The organism is Oleiphilus sp. HI0067, assembly GCF_001635735.1.
In genome coordinates this window covers 17,334-43,241 of the sequence record NZ_LWFI01001322.1, presented here as the reverse complement: position 1 = coordinate 43,241, position 25,908 = coordinate 17,334, and the positions used below count along the sequence as shown (strand labels likewise).

Genomic DNA, 25,908 nt, shown 5'->3' with positions numbered 1-25,908 from the left:
TATGATTATCGCGATGATGTATATATTTAAAAAAATTAAATCACTCACCGGCCTCGCGCTAGAAGACATATTGCACAGTTGAGATATTATGTATTACGCCATTATTTCTACAGATGTGGAAAACAGTTTAGAAAAACGCAAATCAGCACGCCCTGCTCACATAGAACGACTTGAGCAACTAAAAAATGAAGGCCGATTACTGATCGCAGGACCGCACCCTGCTTTAGATTCTGAAGACCCAGGACCAGCAGGATTTACAGGGAGCCTTGTCGTTGCAGAATTTGCCTCCCTTTCTGAAGCACAAAGCTGGGCAGACGATGATCCGTATATTGCGGCAGGCGTTTACGCAAACGTCGTCGTAAAACCATTTAAAAAAGTACTTCCTTAATTAATTTGTAGGACAAAATTAGCCATGAAATTCGCTTCTATCATCGCAATTATTCTAAGCTTTAGCCTGAGCGCTTCTGTTCACGCCAGCACGATGTATATCGATGACACATTACTCGTTCCACTCAGAAGTGGTGAAGGCACAGGATTCCGCATCGTACACAAAGGACTTCCAAGCGGCACAGCCATTGAAATCATCGAACAAAACAAAGAAACAGGGTACTCCTTTGTACGCACAAAAGGCGGAACAGAGGGTTATTTGCCAACACGCTACCTATCTGCAGAACCTATCGCGAAAGCGAAATTGGCCAAAGCAGAAAAAGAATTAAATCAATTGCGTACTAGCAATAAAGATCTGAATACAAAACTCAACGCCTTGCAAGGTAACTTCAATGCACTTGAGAAAGATCATGCACAAACGAGTAAAACACTAAACGCTAACAACACTGAGTTAGCGCGTGTTAAATCCGTATCAGCGGATGCTCTTAACCTAGACCGCAGCAACCGAGAGCTGCGTGAGAGCAATGAAGAGTTACGCAATCAACTCGAACTACTCGAGGTTGAGAATGCTCGATTAAAAGACAAGTCGGAATCCAATATGATGCTAATCGGAGGCGCACTTGTTCTACTAGGTGTCATTCTTGCGCTCATCGTCCCGCTACTTAAACCAAGCAAAAAGAACGATAGCTGGGCTTAAGCAACTCAACATTCCCCTTCATTTGTAAAACTTCGTAGCACGGTGAGACCTAGTAGACAGTCTCACCGTCACGCCTCCCTCTTGATCAAAACTTATCCGATTCTTGGATTATTCTTTATCTATCTGCTAGATATAAAAGAAAATAACAGGATCAAGTCGCTATGGCACATGTCGCTATGACCAATGTACAACGCAATTATTCTGAAAAACGCAATTTTCGGAGAATGGCATTAAACACTGACATTGAGATTCACATGCTCGACTCAAACAAAACATACCCAGCTATGTGCTTAAACTTAAGTGGAGCTGGTCTGATGTTTAGGCTGAAAGAACCACTTGATAAAGATGCTATTTTTCGCACCACGATCAAATCTGGCACCGAACAAACAGCAGATCTAACAGCGACTTTGCGCGTCATTCGATGCGCTCCAAACGGACCAGAGGGATACGTAGTTGGAGCCGAAATTGTTGAATTCAACTAATGAGTACAAACAAAAAAGGCGTGCTGAGCACGCCTTTTTTGTTTAGTGAAAACTAACTCTCTACAAACGCTCGTTCAATAACGTAGTGTCCTAAATTACCCTGCTTAGCTTCCTCAAACCCCATCTCATCAAGGATTTCACATGTCTCTTTTAACATGCTTGGGCTACCACAAATCATGAAACGATCATTTTCAAGATCTAAGGGTGGCAAACCGATATCTGAGGCTAATTTTCCGTTACGCATCGCATCGGTAATTCTTCCTTGAGTTTTGAATTCATCGCGAGTAACTGTTGGGTAATAGATTAGTTTCTCTTTGACCTCGTCGCCAAAGTACTCGTTGTTTGGCAAGTCGTTGAGAATTTCATCTTGATAAGCCAATTCAGAAACAAACCGCGTACCATGCGTTAGAATCACATTATCATACGCAGCGTAGGTTTCAGGGTCACGGATGATGCTCATAAACGGAGCTAACCCAGTACCTGTGCTAATCAAATATAGGTTTTTCCCGGGCAAGAGATTATCGAGAATCAAAGTACCAGTTGGTTTTCTGCTAAGAAGAATCTCATCTCCTTCTTTGATTTTTTGAAGCTTAGATGTAAGAGGCCCATCAGGAACTTTAATACTGAAAAACTCGAGCTCTTCTTCATAGTTCGCACTCGCAATACTATAAGCGCGCATTAGAGGCTTCCCCTCATGTGGCAAGCCAATCATTATGAAATGCCCATTTTTAAAACGAAACGACGGATCACGACTCGTTTTAAAACTAAACAAGGTATCGTTCCAATGTTTAACGCTTGTAACTTTTTCGGTCATGAAACCCATAATCTTCTCCGCACTTTCGTAAATCTTGATGAGAAGTTTAAAAGCCACTAACATATCTGTAAAACAGGATATATAAATAAGTTTATTCGGATTTGTCGATATGCGTTTTACATTGAAACAACTCGAAGTATTTGTCGCGATAGCACACTATGAAAATGTCAGCGTAGCTTCAGAACATTTAGCGATGTCTCAGTCTGCCGTCAGTGAATCGTTAAAAAACCTGGAGCACCAGTTCGACGTAAAACTATTTGATCGAATTGGAAAATCCTTACAACTAAATGCTTTGGGTAAAGCTCTCCAACAAGAAACAAATAACTTACTAGAACGTGCTCAAATTCTAGAGTCATCATTCGCCCAGCATGTAAGTGATGTTTCACTGAATATTGGAGCAACGCTAACCATCGGCAATTATCTAGCAGTGAATATGATCTCCGAATTTAAACAATCACATCCTGATGCAAGCGTTACTCTCAATGTCGCGAATACAACCGAAATCGCGGATCGTGTTCTAAATTATGAATTGGACATCGGACTTATCGAAGGCGAAATCAACAACAATAGTTTGATCGTAGAAACTTGGTTGACTGACGAACTGGTTGTGTTTTGTTCGCCTTCACACCCTTTAGCAAAACGTAAATCTCTAAATGATGATGAACTATTGAATTCAAACTGGGTACTGAGAGAAAGCGGATCAGGAACTCGCCAGGCCTTCGATCATGCCATGCATGGATTACTAAGCTCACTAAAGATATCCATGGAACTGGAGCATACCGAAGCCATCAAACGGGCCGTTGAATGCAATATAGGCTTGGGCTGCCTTTCGCGCATCACGTTGCAAGACGCCTTTAATCGGGGCACACTAATTGAATTAAGTGTCCCCGAACGCGACTTTCTTCGATCACTTTATCTCATTCATCATAAAGACAAATTTATCAACAACACCATGAGCGACTGGCTTACCTTGTGTAGAGACAAAAACTCACTACAAGTACGCTAGCTTAACATCCATGGAAATAGGACAGAGATGTATCAAAATATTGTTTTTGCTGGAGGGGGAAACAGATGTTTCTGGCAAGCAGGGCTATGGCAAGAGCTTGCAAAACACATCGATCTCGCCCCGACAAAGATTGCTTCTGTTAGTGCCGGCTCAGCGATATCTTGTGCCATTCTGGCTAATAGACTTGACGAAACACTCAATGCGACAATGGAAGTGCAAGCACAAAATAGTAAAAACAGATATTGGTCACACGCGCTTCAAGGAAAAAACATACATCCGCACTCAGAGTTATACCGAAAGATCATCCATAAAGCTCTAGATAAGCCAAGCCTCGTTACACTTCAAAACGCCACAAAAAACAAAGTACTCTTAGCCGAGCTACCTGCCTGGCTTGGACCTCGTTCTGGGGTTCTAGTTGGCCTTGCTAGCTACCAGCTTGAAAAAAAGATTCACCACAGAGTTCATCCCCAATGGGGTAGAAAGTTAGGGTTTCGCTCTCGATTTGTTGTCGCCAATCAGGCAAAGACTATTGACGAGCTCGCCGACCTTATTCTTAGCTCCTCATGCACTCCGCCTTTCACACCAATTATGCGACACAATAATACACACGTTCTTGATGGTGGGATGGTGGATAACGTGCCGGTTCATGGCGTCGATACGAATCAAAGCAAAACTCTTGTATTACTGTCGCGTCCCTATAAAGACCTACCGAATACAGAAAAAATCACATATCTCTGCCCTCTTCAAAAAGTAGAGGTAGAAAGCTGGGATTACACATCACCAAAGAAGGTCCACTCTACTTTCGAACAAGGTAAAAGCGATGCCAAACATTATCTTAAGCAACTATTAGGCTAAGACCACGTTACTTGTGTGACCCTTATCCCAATCGTTTGCCTTTGATTTCGCTTCAAAATCCTAGCTCTATATACTAGCTGGGTTAAATTACTTTTCTCAAAGGAATGTTGTGCCCATGAGTTTTAGCGTACTGCGAAGCACTCATCTGATCATTTGTTTGGTTGCCTTTCTCGCACTGAGTGCGTGTAGTGAAACTCCACCCGTCGCTCGCGAGGAAGACGAAGTGCAGAGCATCAATGTATTTTTCAGTACAGAAAATGAATCAGGTCAAGATGTCGGTAAAGCATTCCAATTCAATCCCGAAAGTGGTCGCATCAACGAACTAGCCACATTCAATGCAGAACCAAACTCCGTCGTGGTGCTCGATACTGACGAAGATGCTCCTGGCTACGAATTCGCAGCCTACGTTGACGGAAAAATGATTAAGTTGCTTAATTATTCGAAAACAGCAAACCGTCGTTCATACGACCTCAAAGAATTTATCGATGACGTGTGCGGCGTATACGCAGCCAAAAGACCTGCATTTTCAGTATTTGATTCAGATAGTGACTACTACCTGAAGACAATCGATGATACAGCAGTATATGTCGCGCTTAAAAATGGCTCTGACTGCTCATTTGCTACAAATCGATATCACTACATAGACTTTGATATATCTCGTTCGAACATCCTTAATGAAAGTTTTAACGTCAGTAGCTCAGAAGTCTTTGGAGCATTTCTGATTGATCCAAATTTTATTTACAACGATGATGATGGTGAGCAGCAAACAGGTCGCTCGATATGGGTATCACACAACGCTGAAACAGAAGCATTGAGCGGTAGGGTTTGGAATGGACCTACATTGTTCGATTTTCCATTTGAGTATAAGTCAGAAAATAAGCCGGCAAGCGACGAAGAAACTCCCCCACCATATGTTGTAAGTGCAGGTGATGACCGCTTAGTTATATTCCGAAACCAAAAAGAATATGACAATAGCCAAATCCTCCAAGCTAGTTATACAACTCTTCATGAGTTAAGTCTTGCCACGCTCAATACTCTTATTAACTCAGAAGATATTGTGGCTAGTGAAAATGCAATCAAAGCGTATTTATCACTTGCACGCTCAACATTTGATAATGCAAACCAAGGTTCCGTCCCAAACCATGCCTTAACGGATGGTTTTATTGCATATGAAGGCGATGACACTCTCTATCGATATCAGTTTGACTCTGGCAATGATGAAGAACTCTATACAAAACAAACAGGCCTAATCGCGTTAACTTTTGCTGCTTTAGATACTGGAGATATCGTAACAATAGAAGAATTTGCTTCTTATCAATCTTTGTTGATTTTCTCTAACGACTCGAGAGCAGAAACAATCTTCGCAGTGAATAGCGCTTCGGATATTGATTTAACGACCCATGAATCTCGTATTTATATCAACGCCTTAGCCCCCACAAACATACTTGCTGAAAACATTTCTACAAACACGTGGGTCACCGCGGAATTTGAGTCTAGTCGGATAGTTAGAGTTATCGAAGGCGCTAAACTTGGCTTTTTGAATAACCCCATTGGCGAAGCCGACTTATTGATATTTGTTTCTGACGAAGACAGTTCAGATGAATATCTGATTGATCCCTATGTGGCGAAATATGATGGAAACCAGATAGATGGAATTTTTAATTTCGAAGAACTGGATGAAGATGATGAAGAACGCGTCATCTCTACAACAGATGTGATTCTAGGTCAGATCAAAGGGGATGTAAGCTCCGTATCAAATAAGATTTATGGCGCCAACTTCACTCTAAACAACGATTTTGGTGGTTTCCAAGTTGATACTCGCTTAGGAACTGAAGGCTATTTCTTTGAACCCAAGCAAACTAAAGATGAGGAAGAAAACCGAATTCAAACATTAAGCTTGGTCAGAACCGTTACAACCGGTAACCCGATCACTTTAAATTTCGCGACCGTCACCGAGCAAAAAAATAAGACATCCATTAACTTATGATTCGATCTAATTTTTTATTCGCCTTGAATAAACTTGTATTACTGGCTGCAATATTGTTGAGCCTAGTTGGCTGTGGTGAACTCGGACTAATAAGTGACTCTGACACCATAGACACGACCATAACGCCAGACTACGTGGAACCAATAGAGGCTTTTAATATTGACTCGAATGACATAACAGTTATTGAGGTCACTAACGCACTTCTACCAACACCAAGAACAGTACCCGAACTCACAAATTTGGTTAGTAATAAAAACCAAATTTTACTCTTAGATATAGATTTATCTGGCGATCGCGATAACGAAGATTTCCCATCCGATAGAGGCGCAAGTCCTGAATTCATAAGCTATTTGGATCCAAGCGAAACAAGTAAACTATATTTTCTCGACCTAGCCTCTCGAAGAGAGCAAGTCATATTCGACCTAGAATCAAATACAAATATCATTGGAGATCGCATATTTTGCCAACTGCTGGCCAACCAGATACTCGACAATGATGCTTTGAGACAAGATAAGTTCGAGCCAAAGCAAGAGCTAAAGCTCTTAGCATCTACAGCCGACACAGACTGTTCAGACTTAGCGCAAGTAAATTATTTCCGTTTTAATATTTCGCCAAATGAAGATAATCAATACAGGGTTCAGCAGCCTGTAGAGGTAGAAGTTCCAGATCCCGACAGCTCAGACCCAGATGCGACAAAAGTAGAATTTGAACTGCAAAACATCTCCTATTCAATTTATCAAGCGACACGTGAGACTGCGCCAGAAAGCCTGTTTTATCAAAGCGATTTAATCGTAAACATCCCGAGCATTGGCTATGCACTTTTAAACTACAGCGAGAGCGATTCAGTTTTAACATCACCATCAACGCTCGCTTACGACCTGCAACAACCAATTGATTCAGACAACACAAACACCTTCCAACTTTGGGAGCATACGAGCACCAATAACATATCGCTGAACGCGGATTTTCAAGTTCTAAATCCTTACCCAAACGGCAGTGATGATTTTGTCATCTTACATGGTGACAAGTTGGTACGACTTAGCCAGTCCATTATGTTTGACAAGATACAAGGCAGTGCTCGTATTAATGCATTAGCAAACCCAATTTATACGTGGACAAATCCGGCCGACGCAGACATTTCAAAACTTAATATCTTAAGCAATGAAACAATTTTAGTGCTAGATGGAAATGATCTTAAGCAAATTGCGACGGATGGAACTGTCACTCTTATTCGCACACTAGCGAACGTTGAGGAGAGAGCGCTAGTTAAATCTGATGCTGATGCACTATTACTTGAGACCAACGCAAGTAAAGTGTCTTTTCTTCTTATCAATACGGGAAGTGGCGGTTTGACCAATATCGTAGGTCAAACCGAGTCGTTACAGACGTTCGATAATCAAGATATTTTTGATTACCACCAGCTAGATTCGATGGTAGACCAACGGATAGCTCGAACACAATCAAGTGGTACTGCCTCACCTGAAATCCACGACAGTGCATGGCTACCGATCAAAAACTACCTAACCGATACAACTGAAATGCATCTGCTGCACTCTAGCAATACCGCCGGCGGCATTTTGCGAAGTGCGAGCATTTATAAATATGACGCTATGGAAAGCACCGGGCAGGGAGAATTAAAAGGCGCTTTAGAATTAGAATACGAAATAGCTAAAGTGATTGATGCAGCTATCATTAACGAACGCTTTGGCATGATCTGGGCAACCAAAACCTTTGAAGAAGGTGCGCCGGTGTATGGATATTACTTTAATCCAAGCGATGAGCAATGGAGCGTTTCACTCTCGACCACGCCAGCAAGCTCTGATTGGCTCCCTTTCATAGAACCCTAGAGCCTGAAGTCAACAAATTACCCCGCTTGTTTTCCGTCCCCCTTGCGATTAACAGCTAAGGCCACCGCTGTGTAGCCTGTATCTACACAGGTTGCCATCAGTTTTTTCAGAAATGCGTAAGGCACGTCTTTATCAGCCATAATAGTGACTGCCGGCTCTTGAATATTCACTCCGTCTGAACGGCTCAATTGATACTTAAGCTCTTCGGATACAGAGGGTTCCACATCTCCAGCAAATGCACTGAAGTCATCTCTAGAAATGATAGTCCGCCCGCCAATAATAATATCCGACACACTGACGGTAATAACTAGTGTTTCCTCTGGTAAGGTTTCAGCCAAAGATACAGGAAGATATATTTTTCCGTCCTGATTCAACACCTGAATGTCAGAACTAGAATTGATCATCAAGAAGAAAACCAAAATGGTAAAAATATCCATCAGAGAAACAAGATTCAACTTGCCGCCCGAATTAGCTGCTCTGCGTTTATGCCGCGCTATACGCTTTGCTTTGACCGATTGCTTCAAAACGATTAGTTCCCTCCAACTTCTGGGGCATCAGCAATGCCAATATCCGGGAACAACTCAGCATTAACCACATTACCCGCTATCACTTTAGGATATGCCCTAACAGCATCCATGACGTTAATAATTGTTTGGTAGGATGAATCGGGCTGAGCGAGTAATGTTATATCTCGCTTATCAGGAACACGTCTTTTCAGCTCTTGCATCGCCAAGCTTAGTGCCGAAAGATTCGGCAAGTTCTGATCTGTATTTTCTATGCGCTTGATAAGAGTATTTGCGCCCTCTTTTAGCTCAATAGCTGTTGGCAAGATCAGCACTTGGAAAGAAAGCTGCTCGGCATCAATGTCTTGCACCTGATCTGCACTAGGGAAGTTTAGCTCTATGATCGCAGTGTGCGAGAAAATAAGATTTATAAGCAAGATGGGAACAAGAACGATCATCAAGTTCATGAACGCCGTGATATCTAAATCGGCTTCTTGTTGAGACCATCTGTGACGTCGGATCATACTAATACAAACAATAGGAAGAATGTGTCTGTATTATAGGGAGTCACTGATTGCTATCAAGAACGGTGCGCACAAAACAATCTTTCGATTAAGAAGTATTATGGCGCACATCAAATAAGTTAGCTCTTTTTGTTTAATTGAGCTTTCCACTTCTCGGCATATAATCGATGCTCATAATTTCTTTGAAGTTCGTATATCTGAACATTCGGATTAGCTGGAGAATTATTACACACCACTTTCACGCCATGTTGCATCGCAATAAACTTCACCTCGTCTGGCGAGATTTGTAGATCACGCGCAGCAACCCGATACTCCTGGCGCGGATGATTGGGATTGCATAGTTCGCGAATTCCCCAGCGATCCATGGCCGGTTTGTATGCGCGATAATACTTCACATAGGACAAGTAAAATGCCAATCCGGCAATGAGCGCGACGCCAAATATACCCTCTTCAGTACCATTGCGTGCAAGAGCCCAAATCAGCGTCCCCGCTAATACCAACAAAGCACAAGAGAGCTTAATTTCGTACGGCGTAAAAATGTTTGGTGCCATCACACCATAATTATCTCCGCGTAACATCCATTTAAGTAGTCGATGAATTCCTTTAAACATGAACACCTCCAAAAGCAGGACATATCTCTAAGGTCGACCATGTATATAGAAGAGCGAATCGCAGCCCGCAATTTTCGTTTGGTTAATTTTTGTTCCCGAGTGCATTCATACTTTACTGAAAAACAGATCATAATTTGTACGAATCTGACTTGTATTTAGGGTTTTGGCTTACTTATACTGAAACAACGCGCACTCAGTTAGTAGTCGAACGCTCCTTTAAAGGTTGCCCCACAGCGGCCTTCGTAATAACAATAATTTTGGAGTCATAAAAATGGGCGAACAATTCGCGACTTGGTACAAAGAACAAGGGGAATATGTCACCGGAGCACTATTCGGTTTAATTACTCTCGATCTATTTATGTTTTTAATGTATTGCATCACTGAACGAACCAGTGAAGGATACGGCTTAGGAACTCTCTTACTTACAGCGTGCATAGGGTTTCTAGCATGGGCTGAAAAATTATATTCCGAGCAAGAACAGCACTAATCGCACCTCTCAGCAGAGGCACCCGCCTCTGCTTAAGATTCATTCAACAATTCTGTTTATCCCATCATATGCAAATTTGGTATTAAGTTTGCTCTCAATCTATTAATCAAGGGTCTGCCAAAAAATCGGCAAATTCGTTCCCCTTTTAAGTGATGAGTAAACAAGAGCATGAACCAAATTTCCCCACGAGACACAATGTTAGAGCTAGGCACTCAGCTAAAGAATGCCTTCAAAACACTCTCATCTAGTTCATCAAATACTCCTCAGCCAATTGCGGAAAGCTCCGCCGAATCCGAAATCCCGAGCACTTCCAGCATACAAGGGCTAGAACAGATCGCTGAGCAAAAGAAACGAAAAGATGTGCAGGTTAAAAACTTAACAAAGGAGATCGGTGAGCAACGCGCTTACCTCAACGAAGTCATCAAGAATAAGCTTTCAGAGTATGGTCTCGCTCCTAACACTCAGTTAAAAATCGAGAAACTTGCGAATGGAAAACTTGCAGTACAAGGTCCTGTCGTTCAAAGTCAATTAGAACGAATCGGGTTTGAGTTAAGCCAAGACAACCATTTTGTATCAGCATACACCGCAGTGAGCAAACAAAACCCGACCCTGGAATATGCGAGCAATGTCAATAAGTTAACGCAAGCATACGGCCAAACAAACAAGGTATTTCAAAGCCTGCTCAGTGAGAAAAATGAATTCAACCAATTAAAAGATATTACCTTGCGCTACCAAAGCCTGTTATCTCAAACCGAATTCAAAAGTGCGAGCGAGGCCTAATTTTATTCAAATGCGAGGGTATCTCCGGCACCTTTGCGCAGAACCATAGCTTGATCATCAGATAGATCAATCACCGAACTAGGCTCGAGACCGCAATAGCCACCATCAATCACAAGATCTAATTGATGCTCTAAAGTCTGACGAATCTCATAAGGATCGGTAAAGGGATATTCTTCACCAGGCAGAATCAAACTTGTACTCATCAACGGAGTCCCAAGTTCTTCTAACAAATCTAATGCAATCTTATTGTCAGGAATACGCAATCCAATTTGTCGACGCTTTGGGTGCATTAAACGTCTCGGCACTTCACTAGTTGCCCGAAGAATAAACGTATACGGCCCTGGTGTATGCGCTTTAATTTGTCTGTACTCACTATTACCAACTTTCGCATAGACAGATATATCACTCAGGTCACGACAAACTAAAGTGAAGTTATGCTTGTCTGTCAGTTGCCTAATAGCTCTAATTTTATCTGCGCCAGCTTTGTTTCCGATTTCACACCCTAATGCGTAAGCAGAATCTGTAGGATAAGCGATGATGCCACCCGACCTTACGATGTCGACAGCCTGTCGGATAAGTCTTGCTTGCGGGTTGTCCGGGTGGATCTGGAAAAACTGGCTCATAAAATCATCCTTTTTTTGAACCGCCCATGCAGTTTGGGGAGGCTAATTGCTTATTATCAAGTTCAGCCCACTCTGTATTGGTGTACAGATGCAATGCCAAAGCGTGAAGACCACTTTGCATTTCGGTATTCACTGCTGAATACACCGCTTGATGACGAGCCACTTTTCGTTTCCCATCAAAGTCATCTGATACCAAGACAAGTTTAAAATGGGTTTCAGAATTTTCTGGCACCGAATGCATATGGCTTTCGTTTTCCAATAGCATATAGTCAATATTGAACGCTTCCGCCAAACTTGTTTTTAACTTCTCTTCTCGGGTCATCACCTATTCCAATGCTCTAAGAGTATCTATTTATACAATGCGCATGCATAGTAATGCGGCAGTGTGATCAATGCCACATTAAACAACTTAAATTAGGGCATAAATCCGTCACTAGTTAGTCTAGATGCTATTAATCCAATGCTTTGTAAAATCCTGATACAAATCAGGGTCGGAAAATTTCAAAAAGCAACTACACTTACGCTGATAAATAAGAAAATACTAGTGGCATGGCAAGTTTCTCGCTTTGCTATTTAATCAAAGAACAGTTTAAGTAAGTCCAAAGTGGGGTTATGAATGAGAATCGCATTACTAGAAGATGAGTTGTCACAAGCCGAAACACTCGTTGCGCAACTCAAAGAAAATGGTCACGACTGTGAGCATTTTGAAACTGGAAAATCCTTTGTGTATTCGGTTCTTCATAATAGCTACGATCTTTTAATTTTGGACTGGCAACTTCCTGACATTGAAGGTACAGAAGTATTACGACAAGTTCGTGCCGAAATGAATTGGCGCGTCCCGGTATTATTCCTAACTCAGCGCGACAGTGAAGCCGATATCATTACAGCGCTTGATGCGGGTGCTGACGACTATTTGGTAAAGCCTGCACGAATTGGTGAGCTGACGGCAAGAATCAACGCGCTGAGCCGTCGATTAGGTACAGAGCAAGCTGAACAAGAAGAGCTAGAAATCGGACCTTACGTCATAAATCTGAGCAAGAGAACAATCATCTCATCTGGAGAGGAAGTCTCGCTTACAGATAAAGACTTCGACCTCGCGGTATTTATGTTCCAAAATATTGGCCGACTTTTGTCTCGCGACTTCTTGCTAGAGCGAGTATGGGGCATCTCTTCAAATATTAATACGCGAACTGTTGATACGCACGTGAGTCGTTTGCGCCGAAAACTTAATATCAAACCAGAGAACGGCTTTAGAATTAAGACTATTTATCAGCACGGCTATCGCCTTGAGCGCGGGGGAGACTAAAAGCTTCACCGCTTAAAGTGTAATACTATGAATGGTCCTGTGCAGTCAGTTCATCACCGTCTAACCCTTATATTCGCAGCAAGTTTTGTTGCGTTAGCGCTTACTTTGACTTCACCAAGTATCAATGCTGAGAGTTATGATGGATATCAAAACCTAGATTGGCACTACACAGTAAGACCAAATGATTCCTTGAAAGACGTGGCTGAGCGTTTGTTGAAACGTCAGTATTCTTGGACATCTATCTCTCATTACAACCGCCTCAAAGACGTTGAAAATCTGCAAGTCGGCTCGATTATTAAAGTCCCTATCTCGTGGCTCAAATACCAACCTCGTCCAGCGAAAATTATTAGCTCTGAAGGCCTAGCTTTAATCAAACGCCGTCAAGAAACACGCTATCATGCGATAAAAAGTAACACTCAGATCTATGTTGGGGATGAACTTTTAACGAGGGATGGGAAAATCACAGTTCAATTTGCTGATAATTCCACCGTCAAGCTTGATCCGCACTCCCACCTAATCTTCAACAAATTAAGCAAGTACGAAGACGTAGGGATGGTAGACACACGCATGCGCCTAAGCAGAGGTGGCTTGCGAACAACCGTAAGTCCTTTGGTAAACGGTTCTCGTTACGAAATAAGCACACCGAGCGCCGTTGCGGCAGTGCGTGGCACTGACTTCCGTTTAAGATCGAGCCTTATGGGAACAACGCTAGAAGTTCTCGAAGGCAAAGTTGAATTTTTCTATGATCACGGAAGACAAATGATCGAGTCAGGGGATGGTGTTCGCACAATTGTTGGCCGAGAAAATCTTGAAAGAATCAATCTATTTAACCTTCCTCGCTTCAAAGCCTCTAGTGATTTAAGCAACATTTCAGATGCAGAAGAAACGCTGAATTGGCGAGGTTTACCCGCAGATTTAAATGTCGAAGACAAAAACGCGAGCTTCAAAGCCAGTGGCGCAAGTGTTGATACGAAAGATGACGAATCTGCGTCTCAAGTTCAGACAAATGATGAAGAGGTAAACCAAGACCCTGACGCAGCGACGCTAGACTTACCTCTACCAGGGAGCATCGTTGATGCGTTTACTGCTGAATTCTCATGGGAAGTGAAACACCCAGAAACACTGTCCCGCTTTGAGCTGTCGAAAACAGATGACTTTAAGCGCTTAGCACTTCCGACAAAATGGTCTGAAAATACCAGTTACCGCCTTGAAGACTCTATCGCCGCTGGCAATTATTTCTGGAGAGTTCGTACATTAAGCGCTGGAAAAGCAGAAGCTACTAGTGCTGCAAGAGCAGTATCTATTCAAGGTAAACTCGACGTCGTTAATATTCTGACCGTCAACTATATTGGCGACCAAGTGGGAATTTTCTGGCACACCGTAGACAACGCCCAAGGCTATGTATTACAAATATCAGACGATAAAGAGTTCAGAAGATTATTAAAAGAAGAAACGCTTAGTAAAACACGTGCGTTCCTCAAGCTACCAGAAGGCAAGCATTTTTATGCCCGTGTAAAAGGCTTAGGCGACGAAATATTTAGTTCAGAGTTTGGCCCACATAAAGATATTTTGTTAGAGCCTACTCCTCAATAAATACAATAGAACTATGGCAAGCAAGCCTATAAACGATCCACATCCTTACGAGCAGCACATTCTCACTTTGGCGCTTATTTTAGTGAGCGCGCTGCTTGTATATAGCCACGTAGCAAAGCGTCTAGACCTCCTCACTTATGATGCATTTACGCATGCAGCAACGGTGGATCCAGACCCTAATACCGTTATTATTTCGATTGATGAGAAAAGTCTTAGTAGCATTGGCCAATGGCCTTGGCGAAGAGCTATTCACGCACAACTTGTTGATAAGCTGAGATATTATCAAGCCTCACTCATCGTATTTGATGTATTGTTTTCAGAGTATGACACGCAACACCCAGCGGATGACTTTCTTCTCGCTGAGGCAATAGAAGATGCAGGAAATGTTCTGTTACCTCTACATGTTCACCCCCTCGCCTATGACAAGCCGCTTTCAGAAATTCTACCTATTCCAGAATTAGCCAACGCCGCACTTGGCTTAGGGCACGTCCATGTTGAGCTCGATGAGGATGGTCTGACTCGCGGAATATTTCTCAACACAGGTGTCGGAGATGCATACTGGCCTGCGATGTCTATGGCCATGGCGGTCGAAACCAATCCCATGGTTCAATATTTACAAGAGATTCGCCAACAGACGCGTGTCCCATATGTGGCAGTCAACGCAGAATACCGCCTTATTCCGTTTGCAGGACCTCGCGGCACTTACCCGACTTACAGTTATGTTGACGTGATGTCGAATAAGATACCGGCCGAGACATTCCGCAACAAAACAATTCTTATTGGGGCAACTGCGGCTGGCTTAGGTGATATTATCCCCACGCCCTTTTCTCATATGAATAGCCCTATGTCGGGCGTTGAAATTCACGCGAACGCCTACTCTGCAATCATCAATCAAAAGATTATTCGTAGCGTTTCGGAGCGGTGGGTATATCTATTAACATTCGCATTCATTCTTGTTCCTATCTTAATTTTTCCACGTATTCGTCCAACTTTCGTCATGCCCTCAACCATGTTATTGGCGGCAGGAATATTTGGGTTTAGCTACGCTCTATTAGTATTAGATAGAACGTGGTTCCCACCGGTAAACAGTGTGCTTGGAGTATTGATTGCCTACCCTTTATGGAGCTGGCAAAGAATGCGTCACCTAAATAGTTTTTTTAGCAATGAGTTAGAAAGACTAAGTAGAGAGCCTGACCTAAGCTTTCGTCGCTTGAGCCAGCATAGCCTTGAGAAAATATTCCTAGCGCTGATCGCGATTATCAAGCCCAAAGCTTATGCCTTTACGCACAATGGAAACGTAATTCATGGATTAAACCCACACCAACTAAGCTCATACCGCATATTAGAAGAAGGGGTATGGCAGCATGACGAAAGCTCGAGTTGGATCAAGCTCACTATTGGAGATGATAAATACCGTATTGGGCTTGCCATTCCAAGCGCTGGATTTAGACGCCCTATTACTGAGTTCCTGAATAAGCTGGAGCTGCAATCTGGCCAAGAAGCCATCATCAAAAAACCATCAGAGCAGATAGCGAAGCGTATTCATCAAGTACGTGACGCCATCACTGCGATGCAAGACATGCGTACATTTATTTCTCGCGGCTTTGAAGAAATGCCTGGGGCTGTCATTGTAACCGACCCTATCGGATTAATCGTCTATGCAAATAGCCGCGCACTATCATGGTTGCAGGCTGAGAAAAAACAAATTATCTCCACACCAATATACGAGCTTTTTGCCGCTCTCAAAGCCGACAATGATGATTTTAATCAAGCAATATCAACGTGCCTGTTAGAGGGAAAAGGAAAACAATTCAATCTATCGATTGGACACAGAGATGTGATGATTCATTGCCTGCCATTTTTAGTGGACGAACATAGTGATGCCGGTTTAATGATTAGCATGTCAGACATCACTGAAATTCGTCAGCAGCAACGTGAAAAAAACCAACTGATCGACTTTCTTTCCCATGATGTTCGCTCACCACTTAGTTCTCAGCTCGCCCTACTCCAAGGCTTAAGATCTGGTCGTATTGAATTTGATTCTTCTGTCATTGATCAATTAGCGAGTCATGCAGAACGCTCACTTAGCCTTTCAGATCAATTCTTACAAATCACTCGCGCTGAACAAGCGATTGAAGAAGACTTTTACGAATTTGAATTGGTCAATGCGATCGAGAACGCCATTGATTCAATCAGCCAGCTTGCACGTCAGAAAAATATCGACATCACTCTCTCGGGGGACGAAGAGATATGGCTATTTGGCAGTGCTGAGCTAATTGAGCGAAGCTTGATTAATCTACTTAGTAATGCAACCAAGTATAGTGATGAGAGCAAACCGATTAACGTCGATGTGCAACAAAAAGATACGCTCGCCGTCATCACAATCGAAGACCAAGGTTTTGGCATAAAGGCGGATGAGTTACCGAGAATTTTTGAGCGTTTCAGAAGACAACAAGTGTCCGAAAAATCTGGTCCTAAAGGCGCAGGTCTCGGTCTAAATTTTGTCAAAGTTGTGGTCGAAAAACACAAAGGCGACATCTCAGTCGATAGCGTTTATGGTGTTGGCTCTGCGTTTACTATTCGTCTACCCATTCTATCCGATCAATAACGGGAGTAACTGTGCAAAACCCTATTCATCAAACCAAACTTTTTCTTCTATTCATTGCCTCAACGCTTATTTTGAGTGCTTGCACTGGAACGCGTCCGAAACAACTTGGAGAAGCGCAAACCTCGTTGCAAGTTTGTCCGAGCTCACCAAACTGCGTCAGCTCTCTCAAGGATGAAGATAAAGACCACTTTATCGAAAGTATTAGCTATACCAATAAGTCTTCGACTCACGAAGCACTGGTAAAAGCGATCAACTCAGACGAATCAGCTGAGCTAATCATCAAAACTGATCAGTACATCTATGCAGAATATACGAGCGCGATCATGCGTTATGTAGATGATGTAGAGTTCTTATTCGACGACAACCAACAACGTATACACGTGCGTTCTGCTTCCCGACTTGGGCATTCTGACTTTGGCGTGAATCGCGATCGAATTGAACAAATTCGTTCTCAGCTTAACGATGGGGCTCTATAACATGTCTCAAAAGGTATTGTTCCTTGGGCTTGGCGTCATGGGCTATCACATGGCAGGCCATCTTTCTCAACGCTTCGAAACATTTGTATTCAACCGCACATCAAGCAAGGCCTCTGAGTGGTCCAATGAATTCTCTGGTACTGTCATTAGCGACTTCACTCAAATTCCGGGAGATATCGCATGCGTAATGACATGTATTGGTGACGACAACGATTTGAGAGATATGTATTTTGGAGAGAATGGCTTACTTGCGGAACTTCCGAAAGGAACACTCGTTATCGACCATACGACCGCGTCTGCTGAAGTCGCCCGCGAATTGCATGAACAAGCTCTTAACCTAGGTATTGATTTCATAGACGCGCCCGTTTCAGGTGGCGAGCAAGGTGCGATTAACGGTCAACTGACTGTTATGTGTGGAGGTGACGACGCCGCTTATGAAAAAGCCGAGGAATTCATCGCAACTTACGCGAAGTCTTGCAAACGCCTAGGCGACATTGGTGCAGGTCAACTTACAAAAATGTGCAATCAGATCGCTATTGCAGGTTTAGTTCAAGGCTTATCGGAATCTATTCACTTTGCACAACAAGCAGGACTCGACCCTCAGTCAGTCATCGACGTGATATCTAAAGGTGCCGCTCAATCTTGGCAGATGGATAATCGTCATAAGACCATGATTGCTGACGAATATGAACATGGATTTGCTATTGATTGGATGCGCAAAGACTTAGCGATCTGCCTTGAAGAAGGTAGAAAAATACATGCAAAACTCCCCGTTACGGCTCTTGTTGACCAGTTCTATGCTGACGTACAAGACATGGGGGGGAATCGTTGGGACACATCAAGTTTACTAAAGCGATTGCAAAAGTAAGCATGATCTAAGCTCAGACGCATGTTGCAGAAAGCGTATTCCCGCACCAGCGGAAATACGCCATCATTCGTGTTAGCTATTTATCTGCTCAGACACGAACTCTAACGCAGCCTCAACAGCCACAACCTGCGCAGCAATACATTCTTCGCGCGTTGCACTCTCGCTATCAGGATAAACTTCAGTGGTCGTTGTGAACCTTGCTGATGTAAAACCTGCACATAGACCAAGCAGTTTAGCGTCATAATTCACTACACCGTGCTGCGATGCCTTATCGCCTAACAAGCAGCCTTCTTCATCATTTGGTGCAATATGCGTCACCGATTCAACAGCAGCAATAATACGCGCCTGAAAGGCATCTTGAGGGTTACCGCTATCTCCAACAAGATAAAACCCATCGGGAATATGTGTTGGCGTTTCTTTCTGGCCTAACTTCGCAGCAAGCGCTGGGCGGAACTCAGTAGCATCAGTATCTGTCGTTTCATGCAAATCAATATGCATCACTGGTTCAATGCCATGTTTAGCAACATATTGCATCGTAAATTGAGCCTCCTCACATAGCCCGCCATCTTTGAAGGATCGATTTGGATCAATAGTGTCATAGTTCCACCGATTGATCGTTTCGAAGCCCCAAGGACTCACGCAAGGAATAACGACTAAATTAAACTTCTCTTCGTATTGCTCTGCCTTATTAACTAAAAAAGAGAGCGCACCTAAAACACCACTCGTTTCATAACCATGCACTCCACCAGTAATAAGCACCCAGGGAAGCTCAGGATTCGGCTGAGCGGTTTTAACGGCAAACAACGAATATCGAATAGGGTCGTGAGAAAGAGAGCCGTAGTTATCGATATGAAAGCGATCAGAGAGTCGATACAAATGATCAACAACTTCAGTTTGATACGAACGATAATAGCGTACCGCAGAACGCCACTGTTCTATTTCGGATGCACCCCAAGGTTGACCTGGGGTGCCAATTGCATACGCCATGCTTAAACCCTATTTCTTTTTTGCAGCTTTCTTTTTAGCAGGCGCTTTCGGCTTAGCAGCAGTCTCGACCCACTTACCATCTTGGTAATAGGCCGTCCAACCCGTTGCTTTTGCTTTTTCACCGTCCATGACTTCAGACATCAAGTACTGCTCTTTAGTCTTGCGACTAAAGCGAATAACACTTGGATGTCCATCAGGGTCTGCTACTGGCCCATCAAACAAGAAACTATATTTTGGATCTATCTCATTTTTATGCGGCAACAACTCCGCAAGTAAAGGTGGACGGGTCTCTCTGTTCTTAGGGAACTTACTGGCCGCCAAGAATAAGCCTGCAGCACCATCGCGCAAGATATACGTATCATCGACTTTCTGACATTGAAGCTCTGGCATTGGGACAGGATCCATCTTAGGTGGCGCTGGATTCCCGTCTCTCAATAATTTACGTGTATTCTTACACTCTTCGTTGGTACAACCAAAGTATTTGCCGAAACGGCCTGATTTAAGTTGCATCTCCGAACCACACTTATCACATTCAAGTGTTGGCCCGTCGTAGCCCTTAATATGGAACTTCCCTTCCTCTACTTCGTAACCTTCGCAATCTGGATTATTCCCGCACACGTGAAGCTTTCGATTCTCATCAATCAAATAGCTTTCCATAGAAGTACCACAAATTTTACAACGGCGCTTCTGACGAAGTAGCTTAGACTCGCCTTCATCATCGTCTGCGCTCGCGACTTCGTCACCGGGGACAAGGTTCATTGTATTCTTGCAGCGCTCTTTTGGCGGCAAGGAATAACCAGAGCAACCCAAAAACACACCGGTACTAGCTGTACGAATTTGCATATTGCGCCCGCAATTTCCACAAGGGATACCCGTTTCAACCGGATCGTTACTGCGCATACCATCGTTGGCGGCTTCAGCTTTATCTAGCTGAACCGTGAAGTTACCATAGAACTGATTAAGAACGGATTTCCAGTCCTTGTTACCAAGCGCAATATCATCCAACTGCTCTTCCATCTGAGCAGTAAAGTTGTAGTCCATCAAATCAGGGAATGATTCTGCGAGGCGATCCGTAACAATGTCACCCATTTTTTCAGCATAGAACCGGCGATTCTCAACACGCACATAGCCGCGCTCTTGAATGGTCGAAATAATCGCAGCATAGGTTGAAGGTCGACCAATACCACGCTTTTCGAGTTCTTTTACAAGCGCCGCTTCTGAATATCTAGGGGACGGCTTGGTGAAATGCTGTTTAGGATCAAGTCCGCCGAGAGATAATGCATCACCTACTTTGAAGTCAGGCAAAATCACATCGTCATCTTTTTTGCTGTTTGTCGGCATCACTTTAAGGAAACCATCAAACTTCAAAATACGGCCACGGGTACGAAGGGTATAGTCACCAGCACTTGCTTCAACTGAAGAGCTCAAGAACTGCGCATCTGTCATCTGACAGGCAACAAAGTTTCGCCAGATCAATTCGTACAAGCGCTCAGCATCTTTTTCTAAACCAGATATATGCGTCGCTTTTACCGTTACATCAGAGGGACGAATTGCTTCGTGAGCTTCTTGCGCACCTTCTTTACTGCTGTATGAGCGTGGTTTCTCAGGAAGATAATCGTTGCCATATTTGTCTTGAATATAATCACGACAATTAGCAACCGCCTCAGCACTTAAGTTCGTAGAGTCGGTACGCATATAGGTGATGTAACCCGCTTCATATAGACGCTGCGCCAGCATCATCGTTTTCTTAACGCTAAAGCTAAGTCGAGTACTTGCTGCTTGTTGCAAGGTAGAGGTAATAAACGGCGCGTTAGGACGAGACTTAGTGGGCTTATCTTCGCGCCTCGTAATGTTGTACGCGTCAGACTTTAGTCGCGCCAAGTGTTCATTCGTCTCAGCTTCTGAGACAGGCCTAAATGCCTTATCTGCATACTTAGAAACTTGAAAACGTGCATCGCCCTTTCCAGATGCCTTCAAACCGGCGAACACTTCCCAGTATTCTTCTGGAACAAATGCTCGAATCTCACGCTCACGCTCAACAATAAGCTGAACAGCAACAGACTGTACTCGCCCGGCAGACAAACCACGAGCGATCTTAGCCCATAGCAACGGAGACACCATGAAGCCCACTACTCGATCTAGAAAGCGTCGCGCTTGCTGAGCATTTACTCGGCTTTGATCCAACTCATCTGGCTGCTTAAACGCTTCTTGAATCGCTTTCTTAGTGATCTCATTAAATACCACACGTCGATAGCGAGACTCATCGCCACCAATCGCTTCTTTTAAGTGCCAAGCAATCGCCTCTCCTTCTCTATCCAAATCCGTCGCGAGATAGATAGTTTCGGCATTCTTAGCCAACTTCTTTAATTCATTTACCACCTTCTCTTTACCGGGAAGGATTTCGTAATGTGCTGCCCAATCCTTTTCAGGATTAACACCCATTCTATTAATCAGCTGATCTTTGCTCTTCTTCTTTTTATATGCAGCTTTTTCATCGGGACTCATTTTGCGTGTTGCAGCCGCTTGCTTTGCTCGCTCAGCAGGCGTAGATGTCGAAGCGCCACCAGAGGTAGGAAGGTCTCGAATATGTCCGACACTTGACTTAACGATGAAGTCCGAACCGAGATATTTATTAATCGTTTTCGCTTTGGCAGGCGATTCCACGATGACTAGAGACTTAGCCATATCACTCCAAAAAAAGCTCAAAATAGAAAAAGGAAAGCAAACAATTACGCTTTCAACATATGGTTAGAGGCGTACCTAACGCAAATTTAGCGCAACATATATATTGATTTGTAGCTGAGTGGTCAAGCTCTTGCAAAGTTTTTTCTGCATCAGCCATCATTTTTACTTCCAAACAGACAAAAAAATCATCAAGCACTTAAACGCAAAAAAGCACGGATAAACCGTGCTTTTTTAGATTTCGATTGTTTAATCGAAACGCGCTTTAAACTTAGTAGCTACAAGCATCAAGAAATTTTGGTTTCAGGCTAGGCGAAAGTTAGAGAAGAGGCGCAGTTTACATAAAGTAAATGAGCATTCTGAGCTAACTTTCAACAATGCGTGAAAGCCAAAATAGCAGATGCGACAACTAAACGATTATAGGCGTTCCCAAACAGTCGAAATACCCTGACCTAGACCAATACACATAGTAGAAACGCCGTACTTGCCGCCATTTTCTTCTAGTACGTTGATCAAAGTTGTAGAGATACGTGCACCTGAACAACCTAGTGGGTGACCCAATGCGATCGCACCACCTTTCAAGTTTACTTTCTCATCAGCAACATCTAGCAACTTAAGGTCTTTCATTACTGGCAATGATTGACCGGCAAATGCTTCGTTAAGCTCCCAGAAATCGATATCTTCAACTTTAAGACCTGCACGCTTAAGTGCTTTCTTAGTTGCTGGAACTGGGCCGTAACCCATGATCGCTGGATCACAACCTGCAACAGCCATAGATACGATACGAGCGCGTGGCTTAAGGCCAAGCTCTTCTGCTTTCTCTGCAGACATAAGCAACATTGCCGCTGCACCATCAGTCAACTGAGAAGACGTTCCTGCAGTTACAGTACCGCCTTTCGGGTTGAACGCTGGACGTAGCTTAGACAATGACTCGACAGTTGTTTCTGGACGAATTGTTTCATCGTCTTCAACTAATACTTTAAAGCCGTTGTCGTCATGGCCTTCAACAGGAACGATTTCGTTCTTGAACTTGCCATTGATTGTCGCTTCGTGCGCTAAACGGTGTGAACGTGCACCGAACTCGTCTTGTTGCTCACGTGAAATACCGTGCATTTTAGCAAGCATTTCAGCAGTCAAACCCATCATGTTAGATGCTTTTGCAGAATACTTAGACGCTGCTGGGTTGTGGTCGAAGCCTTCAGTCATAGGTACGTGACCCATGTGCTCAACACCACCAACGATGAATACATCGCCGTTACCAGTTTGGATAGCTTGTGCTGCAGTGTGGATTGCAGTCATAGCAGAACCACATAGACGGTTAACAGTCTGTGCAGATGAAGTGTGTGGAACCTTTGTCAACAAAGAGATTTGACGAGCTACGTTAAAGCCCTGCTCTTTAGTTTGGTTAACACAACCCCAGATAACGTCCTCAACCAAGTTAGGGTTAAGACCTGGGTTACGGTCAAAGATCGCATCGATCAATACCGCAGAAAGGGTTTCAGCTCGTACGTTGCGGAAACAGCCGTTTTTAGCTCGACCCATTGGGGTACGTACCGCATCGACAACGACGACGTCTTTTGGATTAAGACTCATAGATATTCTCCGTAATCTTGTCTCAGCGCTTAGCCGAAAAACTTCTTGCCAGTTTTAGCCATCTCACGCATACCTTCAGTCGGCGTGTAGAGAGCACCTAGATCAGCATACTTGTCTGCGATCTTGTTGAATTCTTCGATACCGATAGAATCGATGTAACGAAGCGCACCACCACGGAATGGAGGGAAACCGATACCGAAGATCAGACCCATGTCTGCTTCAGCCGCAGTATCAACAATACCGTCTTCCAAACAACGAACAGTCTCGATGCAAAGTGGAACCATCATACGTTCGATGATTTCTTCATCGGTAAACTCATTGCTGCTTGCAACAACTGGCTTAATCATGTCGTAAACAGATTCATCTACAACTTTCTTCTGCTTACCCTTACGATCTAACTCGTAAGCGTAGAAGCCTTTGTCATTCTTCTGACCAAAACGACCAGCTTCAAACATCACGTCAATCGCTGTTTTGAAGTCTTTACCCATACGATCTGGGTAGCCTTCAGCCATTACTTCACCGCCGTGATTAGCTGTGTCCATACCTACAACGTCAAGCAAGTAAGCAGGACCCATTGGCCAACCGAACTTCTCCATGATCTTGTCTACACGCTGGAAGTCAGCACCGTCACGCATAAGCGCAGCGAAACCACCAAAGTAAGGGAACAAGATACGGTTTACTAGGAAGCCCGGGCAATCGTTAACAACAACAGGTGTTTTACCCATTGCTTGAGCGTATGCAACTGTTGTCGCAATCGTCTCTTCGCTTGTCTTCTCACCGCGAATTACTTCAACCAATGGCATCATGTGTACTGGGTTGAAGAAGTGCATGCCACAGAAGTTCTCTGGACGCTTCAAGTTCTTCGCAAGCAAATCAATAGAAATCGTCGAAGTATTAGATGTAAGGATCGTATCTTCAGATACTTGATCTTCTACTTCACGTAAAACGATATCTTTAACTTTTGGATTCTCAACAACGGCTTCAACAACTAGGTCAACTTCACCGAAGTCACCGTAGCTAAGTGTTGGATCGATTGCGTTAAGAACGTCAGCCATCTTGTCAGCTTTCATGCGACCTTTGTCAACACGCTTAGCAAGAAGCTTCTTCGCTTCATTCAAACCAAGATCGATACCTGCTTGTGCGATATCTTTCATAATGATTGGCGTACCTTTCAGCGCAGATTGGTAAGCGATACCGCCACCCATGATACCTGCACCAAGAACCGCTGCTTTGTTAACCTTTGAAGCTTTAGGAGCAAGCTCTTTCGCTTTAGACTTAAGCGCTTGATCGTTTAGGAAAAGACCAACCAATGATGCCGCAACAGACGTTTTAGCCATCTTAGCGAAGCCTTTTGCTTCCACTTCGATTGCTTTATCACGTGACATACCCGAGTGCTTCTGCATTGCTTTGATCGCTTCAACAGGCGCTGGGTAGTGAGGACCAGCTTGGCCAGCTACGAAACCTTTAGCAGTTTCGAATACCATCATGCTTTCCATTGGGTTCAAGCTCAGCTTGCTAGTTTTCTCTGCACGACGTGCTTCGTAATCTAGTTTGCCAGCGTTAACTTGTTCAAGAAGGTTGATTGCTGCGTCCATCAATTTCTCTGGACCAACAACTGCATCTACTGCACCAAACTTAAGAGCTGCATCTGCTTTGTGCTCTTTAGTTGCTGCAATCCACTCGATTGCGTTATCCGCACCGATCAAACGTGGAAGACGAACAGTACCACCGAAGCCTGGGAAGATACCTAGCTTAACTTCAGGAAGACCAACTTTCGCTTTAGTCGACATAACACGGTAGTCAGTCGCTAAACACATTTCGAAACCACCACCAAGAGCAATGCCATTAATAGCCGTTACTGTTGGGAAAGGCAGATCTTCGATCGCATTGAATACAGAGTTTGCTTTCAAGTTGTTTGCGATAAGTTCTTCTTCAGGACCTGCAAACAAGCTAGTGAATTCTGTGATATCCGCACCAACGATGAATACATCTTTAGTACTTGTAACAACTAGACCTTTAACATCTGCACCTTTAAGTGCTTCTGCTGCTGCGCCTAGTTCTTCGATAGTCAGCCGGTTAAATTTGTTTACGGATTCGCCTTCGAGGTCGAAGTTCAACTGCGCGAACCCACCGTCGATTTCTTTAACCGTGATGGCTTTACCTGCGTAAATCATCAACTGTTCTCCAAGTTT

General features: G+C 43.6%; 24 protein-coding genes. 14 read left to right on the top strand and 10 right to left on the bottom strand.

The genetic code is table 11. The features are described 5' to 3' along the window. Nucleotides 1–88: 88 nt before the first annotated feature. The 3 genes from A3739_RS20765 (at nt 89) to A3739_RS20755 (ending at nt 1,566) form a co-directional block, all read left to right on the top strand. A complete protein-coding gene (locus A3739_RS20765; RefSeq protein ID WP_068479545.1) occupies nt 89–388 on the top strand; it encodes a YciI family protein in 300 nt (99 codons plus the stop codon). A 24-nt stretch (nt 389–412) separates the two neighbouring features. Beyond that, complete coding sequence (locus A3739_RS20760) at nt 413–1,084, top strand: TIGR04211 family SH3 domain-containing protein (protein WP_068479543.1); 672 nt, start codon at nt 413–415, stop codon at nt 1,082–1,084. Between the two features lie 161 nt (nt 1,085–1,245). Further along, nucleotides 1,246–1,566, top strand: a complete 321-nt coding sequence (locus tag A3739_RS20755) for a PilZ domain-containing protein (RefSeq protein ID WP_068479541.1) — start codon at nt 1,246–1,248, stop codon at nt 1,564–1,566. Between the two features lie 52 nt (nt 1,567–1,618). Here A3739_RS20755 and A3739_RS20750 read toward each other — a convergent pair whose 3' ends face one another. After that, the gene (locus A3739_RS20750) at nt 1,619–2,392 is read right to left on the bottom strand and encodes a ferredoxin--NADP reductase (RefSeq protein WP_369819801.1); all 774 of its coding nucleotides are present in this window, start codon (nt 2,390–2,392) and stop codon (nt 1,619–1,621) included. Nucleotides 2,393–2,489: 97 nt separating this feature from the next. Here A3739_RS20750 and A3739_RS20745 point away from each other — a divergent pair, with 97 nt between their 5' ends. The 4 genes from A3739_RS20745 (at nt 2,490) to A3739_RS20730 (ending at nt 8,075) form a co-directional block, all read left to right on the top strand. After that, nucleotides 2,490–3,386, top strand: a complete 897-nt coding sequence (locus A3739_RS20745; protein WP_068479537.1) for a LysR family transcriptional regulator — start codon at nt 2,490–2,492, stop codon at nt 3,384–3,386. 27 nt (nt 3,387–3,413) lie between these two features. After that, a complete protein-coding gene (locus A3739_RS20740; protein WP_068479535.1) occupies nt 3,414–4,241 on the top strand; it encodes a patatin-like phospholipase family protein in 828 nt (275 codons plus the stop codon). 115 nt (nt 4,242–4,356) lie between these two features. Beyond that, a complete protein-coding gene (locus tag A3739_RS20735; RefSeq protein ID WP_068479534.1) occupies nt 4,357–6,228 on the top strand; it encodes a hypothetical protein in 1,872 nt (623 codons plus the stop codon). Next, nucleotides 6,225–8,075, top strand: a complete 1,851-nt coding sequence (locus A3739_RS20730; RefSeq protein ID WP_068479531.1) for a hypothetical protein — start codon at nt 6,225–6,227, stop codon at nt 8,073–8,075. The genes A3739_RS20735 and A3739_RS20730 overlap by 4 nt, the downstream gene beginning before the upstream one ends. Nucleotides 8,076–8,092: 17 nt before the next feature. Here the strand turns inward: A3739_RS20730 and A3739_RS20725 are convergent, their stop codons facing one another. The 3 genes from A3739_RS20725 to A3739_RS20715 form a co-directional block, all read right to left on the bottom strand. Next, nucleotides 8,093–8,599 carry a biopolymer transporter ExbD gene (locus tag A3739_RS20725; RefSeq protein WP_068473188.1) on the bottom strand — a complete coding sequence of 169 codons (507 nt, stop codon included), beginning with the start codon at nt 8,597–8,599 and terminating at the stop codon, nt 8,093–8,095. A gap of 5 nt (nt 8,600–8,604) precedes the next feature. Then, the gene (locus A3739_RS20720) at nt 8,605–9,102 is read right to left on the bottom strand and encodes a biopolymer transporter ExbD (protein ID WP_068473191.1); all 498 of its coding nucleotides are present in this window, start codon (nt 9,100–9,102) and stop codon (nt 8,605–8,607) included. Nucleotides 9,103–9,221: 119 nt separating this feature from the next. Then, the gene (locus A3739_RS20715; protein ID WP_068502631.1) at nt 9,222–9,713 is read right to left on the bottom strand and encodes a hypothetical protein; all 492 of its coding nucleotides are present in this window, start codon (nt 9,711–9,713) and stop codon (nt 9,222–9,224) included. 271 nt (nt 9,714–9,984) lie between these two features. On the opposite strand from A3739_RS20715, the gene A3739_RS20710 reads away from it, so the two are divergent. Both A3739_RS20710 and A3739_RS20705 read left to right on the top strand, forming a co-directional pair. Then, on the top strand, nt 9,985–10,200 hold the full coding sequence (locus A3739_RS20710; protein WP_068479528.1) for a hypothetical protein: 216 nt from the start codon (nt 9,985–9,987) through the stop codon (nt 10,198–10,200). Between the two features lie 168 nt (nt 10,201–10,368). After that, nucleotides 10,369–10,980, top strand: coding sequence for a hypothetical protein (locus A3739_RS20705; RefSeq protein ID WP_156502725.1), 612 nt, complete (start codon nt 10,369–10,371; stop codon nt 10,978–10,980). A gap of 2 nt (nt 10,981–10,982) precedes the next feature. Here the strand turns inward: A3739_RS20705 and A3739_RS20700 are convergent, their stop codons facing one another. Together A3739_RS20700 and A3739_RS20695 are read right to left on the bottom strand one after the other, a co-directional pair. Beyond that, entirely contained in the window at nt 10,983–11,603 is a 621-nt protein-coding gene (locus A3739_RS20700; RefSeq protein WP_068479524.1) for an L-threonylcarbamoyladenylate synthase, read from the bottom strand. Nucleotides 11,604–11,607: 4 nt separating this feature from the next. Next, a complete protein-coding gene (locus A3739_RS20695; RefSeq protein ID WP_068479522.1) occupies nt 11,608–11,925 on the bottom strand; it encodes a BolA family transcriptional regulator in 318 nt (105 codons plus the stop codon). A gap of 294 nt (nt 11,926–12,219) precedes the next feature. Between A3739_RS20695 and A3739_RS20690 the strand changes: the two genes are divergently transcribed. Genes A3739_RS20690 through A3739_RS20670 form a run of 5 tightly spaced genes read left to right on the top strand, consistent with a single transcriptional unit; the run spans nt 12,220 to nt 18,454 of the window. Next, the gene (locus A3739_RS20690) at nt 12,220–12,909 is read left to right on the top strand and encodes a response regulator transcription factor (protein ID WP_068479520.1); all 690 of its coding nucleotides are present in this window, start codon (nt 12,220–12,222) and stop codon (nt 12,907–12,909) included. A gap of 27 nt (nt 12,910–12,936) precedes the next feature. Beyond that, on the top strand, nt 12,937–14,502 hold the full coding sequence (locus tag A3739_RS20685) for a FecR domain-containing protein (protein WP_068473013.1): 1,566 nt from the start codon (nt 12,937–12,939) through the stop codon (nt 14,500–14,502). A 13-nt stretch (nt 14,503–14,515) separates the two neighbouring features. After that, nucleotides 14,516–17,110 (top strand): CHASE2 domain-containing protein, encoded by a 2,595-nt coding sequence (locus A3739_RS20680; RefSeq protein WP_068479518.1) that lies wholly within the window; start codon nt 14,516–14,518, stop codon nt 17,108–17,110. 11 nt (nt 17,111–17,121) lie between these two features. Further along, nucleotides 17,122–17,586, top strand: a complete 465-nt coding sequence (locus tag A3739_RS20675; RefSeq protein ID WP_068479516.1) for a DUF1499 domain-containing protein — start codon at nt 17,122–17,124, stop codon at nt 17,584–17,586. A 1-nt stretch (nt 17,587) separates the two neighbouring features. Continuing rightward, nucleotides 17,588–18,454: an NAD(P)-dependent oxidoreductase gene (locus A3739_RS20670; protein ID WP_068479514.1), complete on the top strand. Its 867-nt coding sequence runs from the start codon at nt 17,588–17,590 to the stop codon at nt 18,452–18,454. 72 nt (nt 18,455–18,526) lie between these two features. Here the strand turns inward: A3739_RS20670 and A3739_RS20665 are convergent, their stop codons facing one another. The 4 genes from A3739_RS20665 to fadB form a co-directional block, all read right to left on the bottom strand. Then, complete coding sequence (locus A3739_RS20665; RefSeq protein WP_068479512.1) at nt 18,527–19,441, bottom strand: M14 family metallocarboxypeptidase; 915 nt, start codon at nt 19,439–19,441, stop codon at nt 18,527–18,529. Between the two features lie 9 nt (nt 19,442–19,450). Then, complete coding sequence (gene topA / locus A3739_RS20660; RefSeq protein WP_068479510.1) at nt 19,451–22,126, bottom strand: type I DNA topoisomerase; 2,676 nt, start codon at nt 22,124–22,126, stop codon at nt 19,451–19,453. Between the two features lie 414 nt (nt 22,127–22,540). Then, nucleotides 22,541–23,716, bottom strand: a complete 1,176-nt coding sequence (fadA, locus tag A3739_RS20655) for an acetyl-CoA C-acyltransferase FadA (RefSeq protein ID WP_068479508.1) — start codon at nt 23,714–23,716, stop codon at nt 22,541–22,543. 29 nt (nt 23,717–23,745) lie between these two features. Next, nucleotides 23,746–25,890 carry a fatty acid oxidation complex subunit alpha FadB gene (fadB, locus tag A3739_RS20650; protein WP_068479506.1) on the bottom strand — a complete coding sequence of 715 codons (2,145 nt, stop codon included), beginning with the start codon at nt 25,888–25,890 and terminating at the stop codon, nt 23,746–23,748. Nucleotides 25,891–25,908 lie beyond the last annotated feature (18 nt).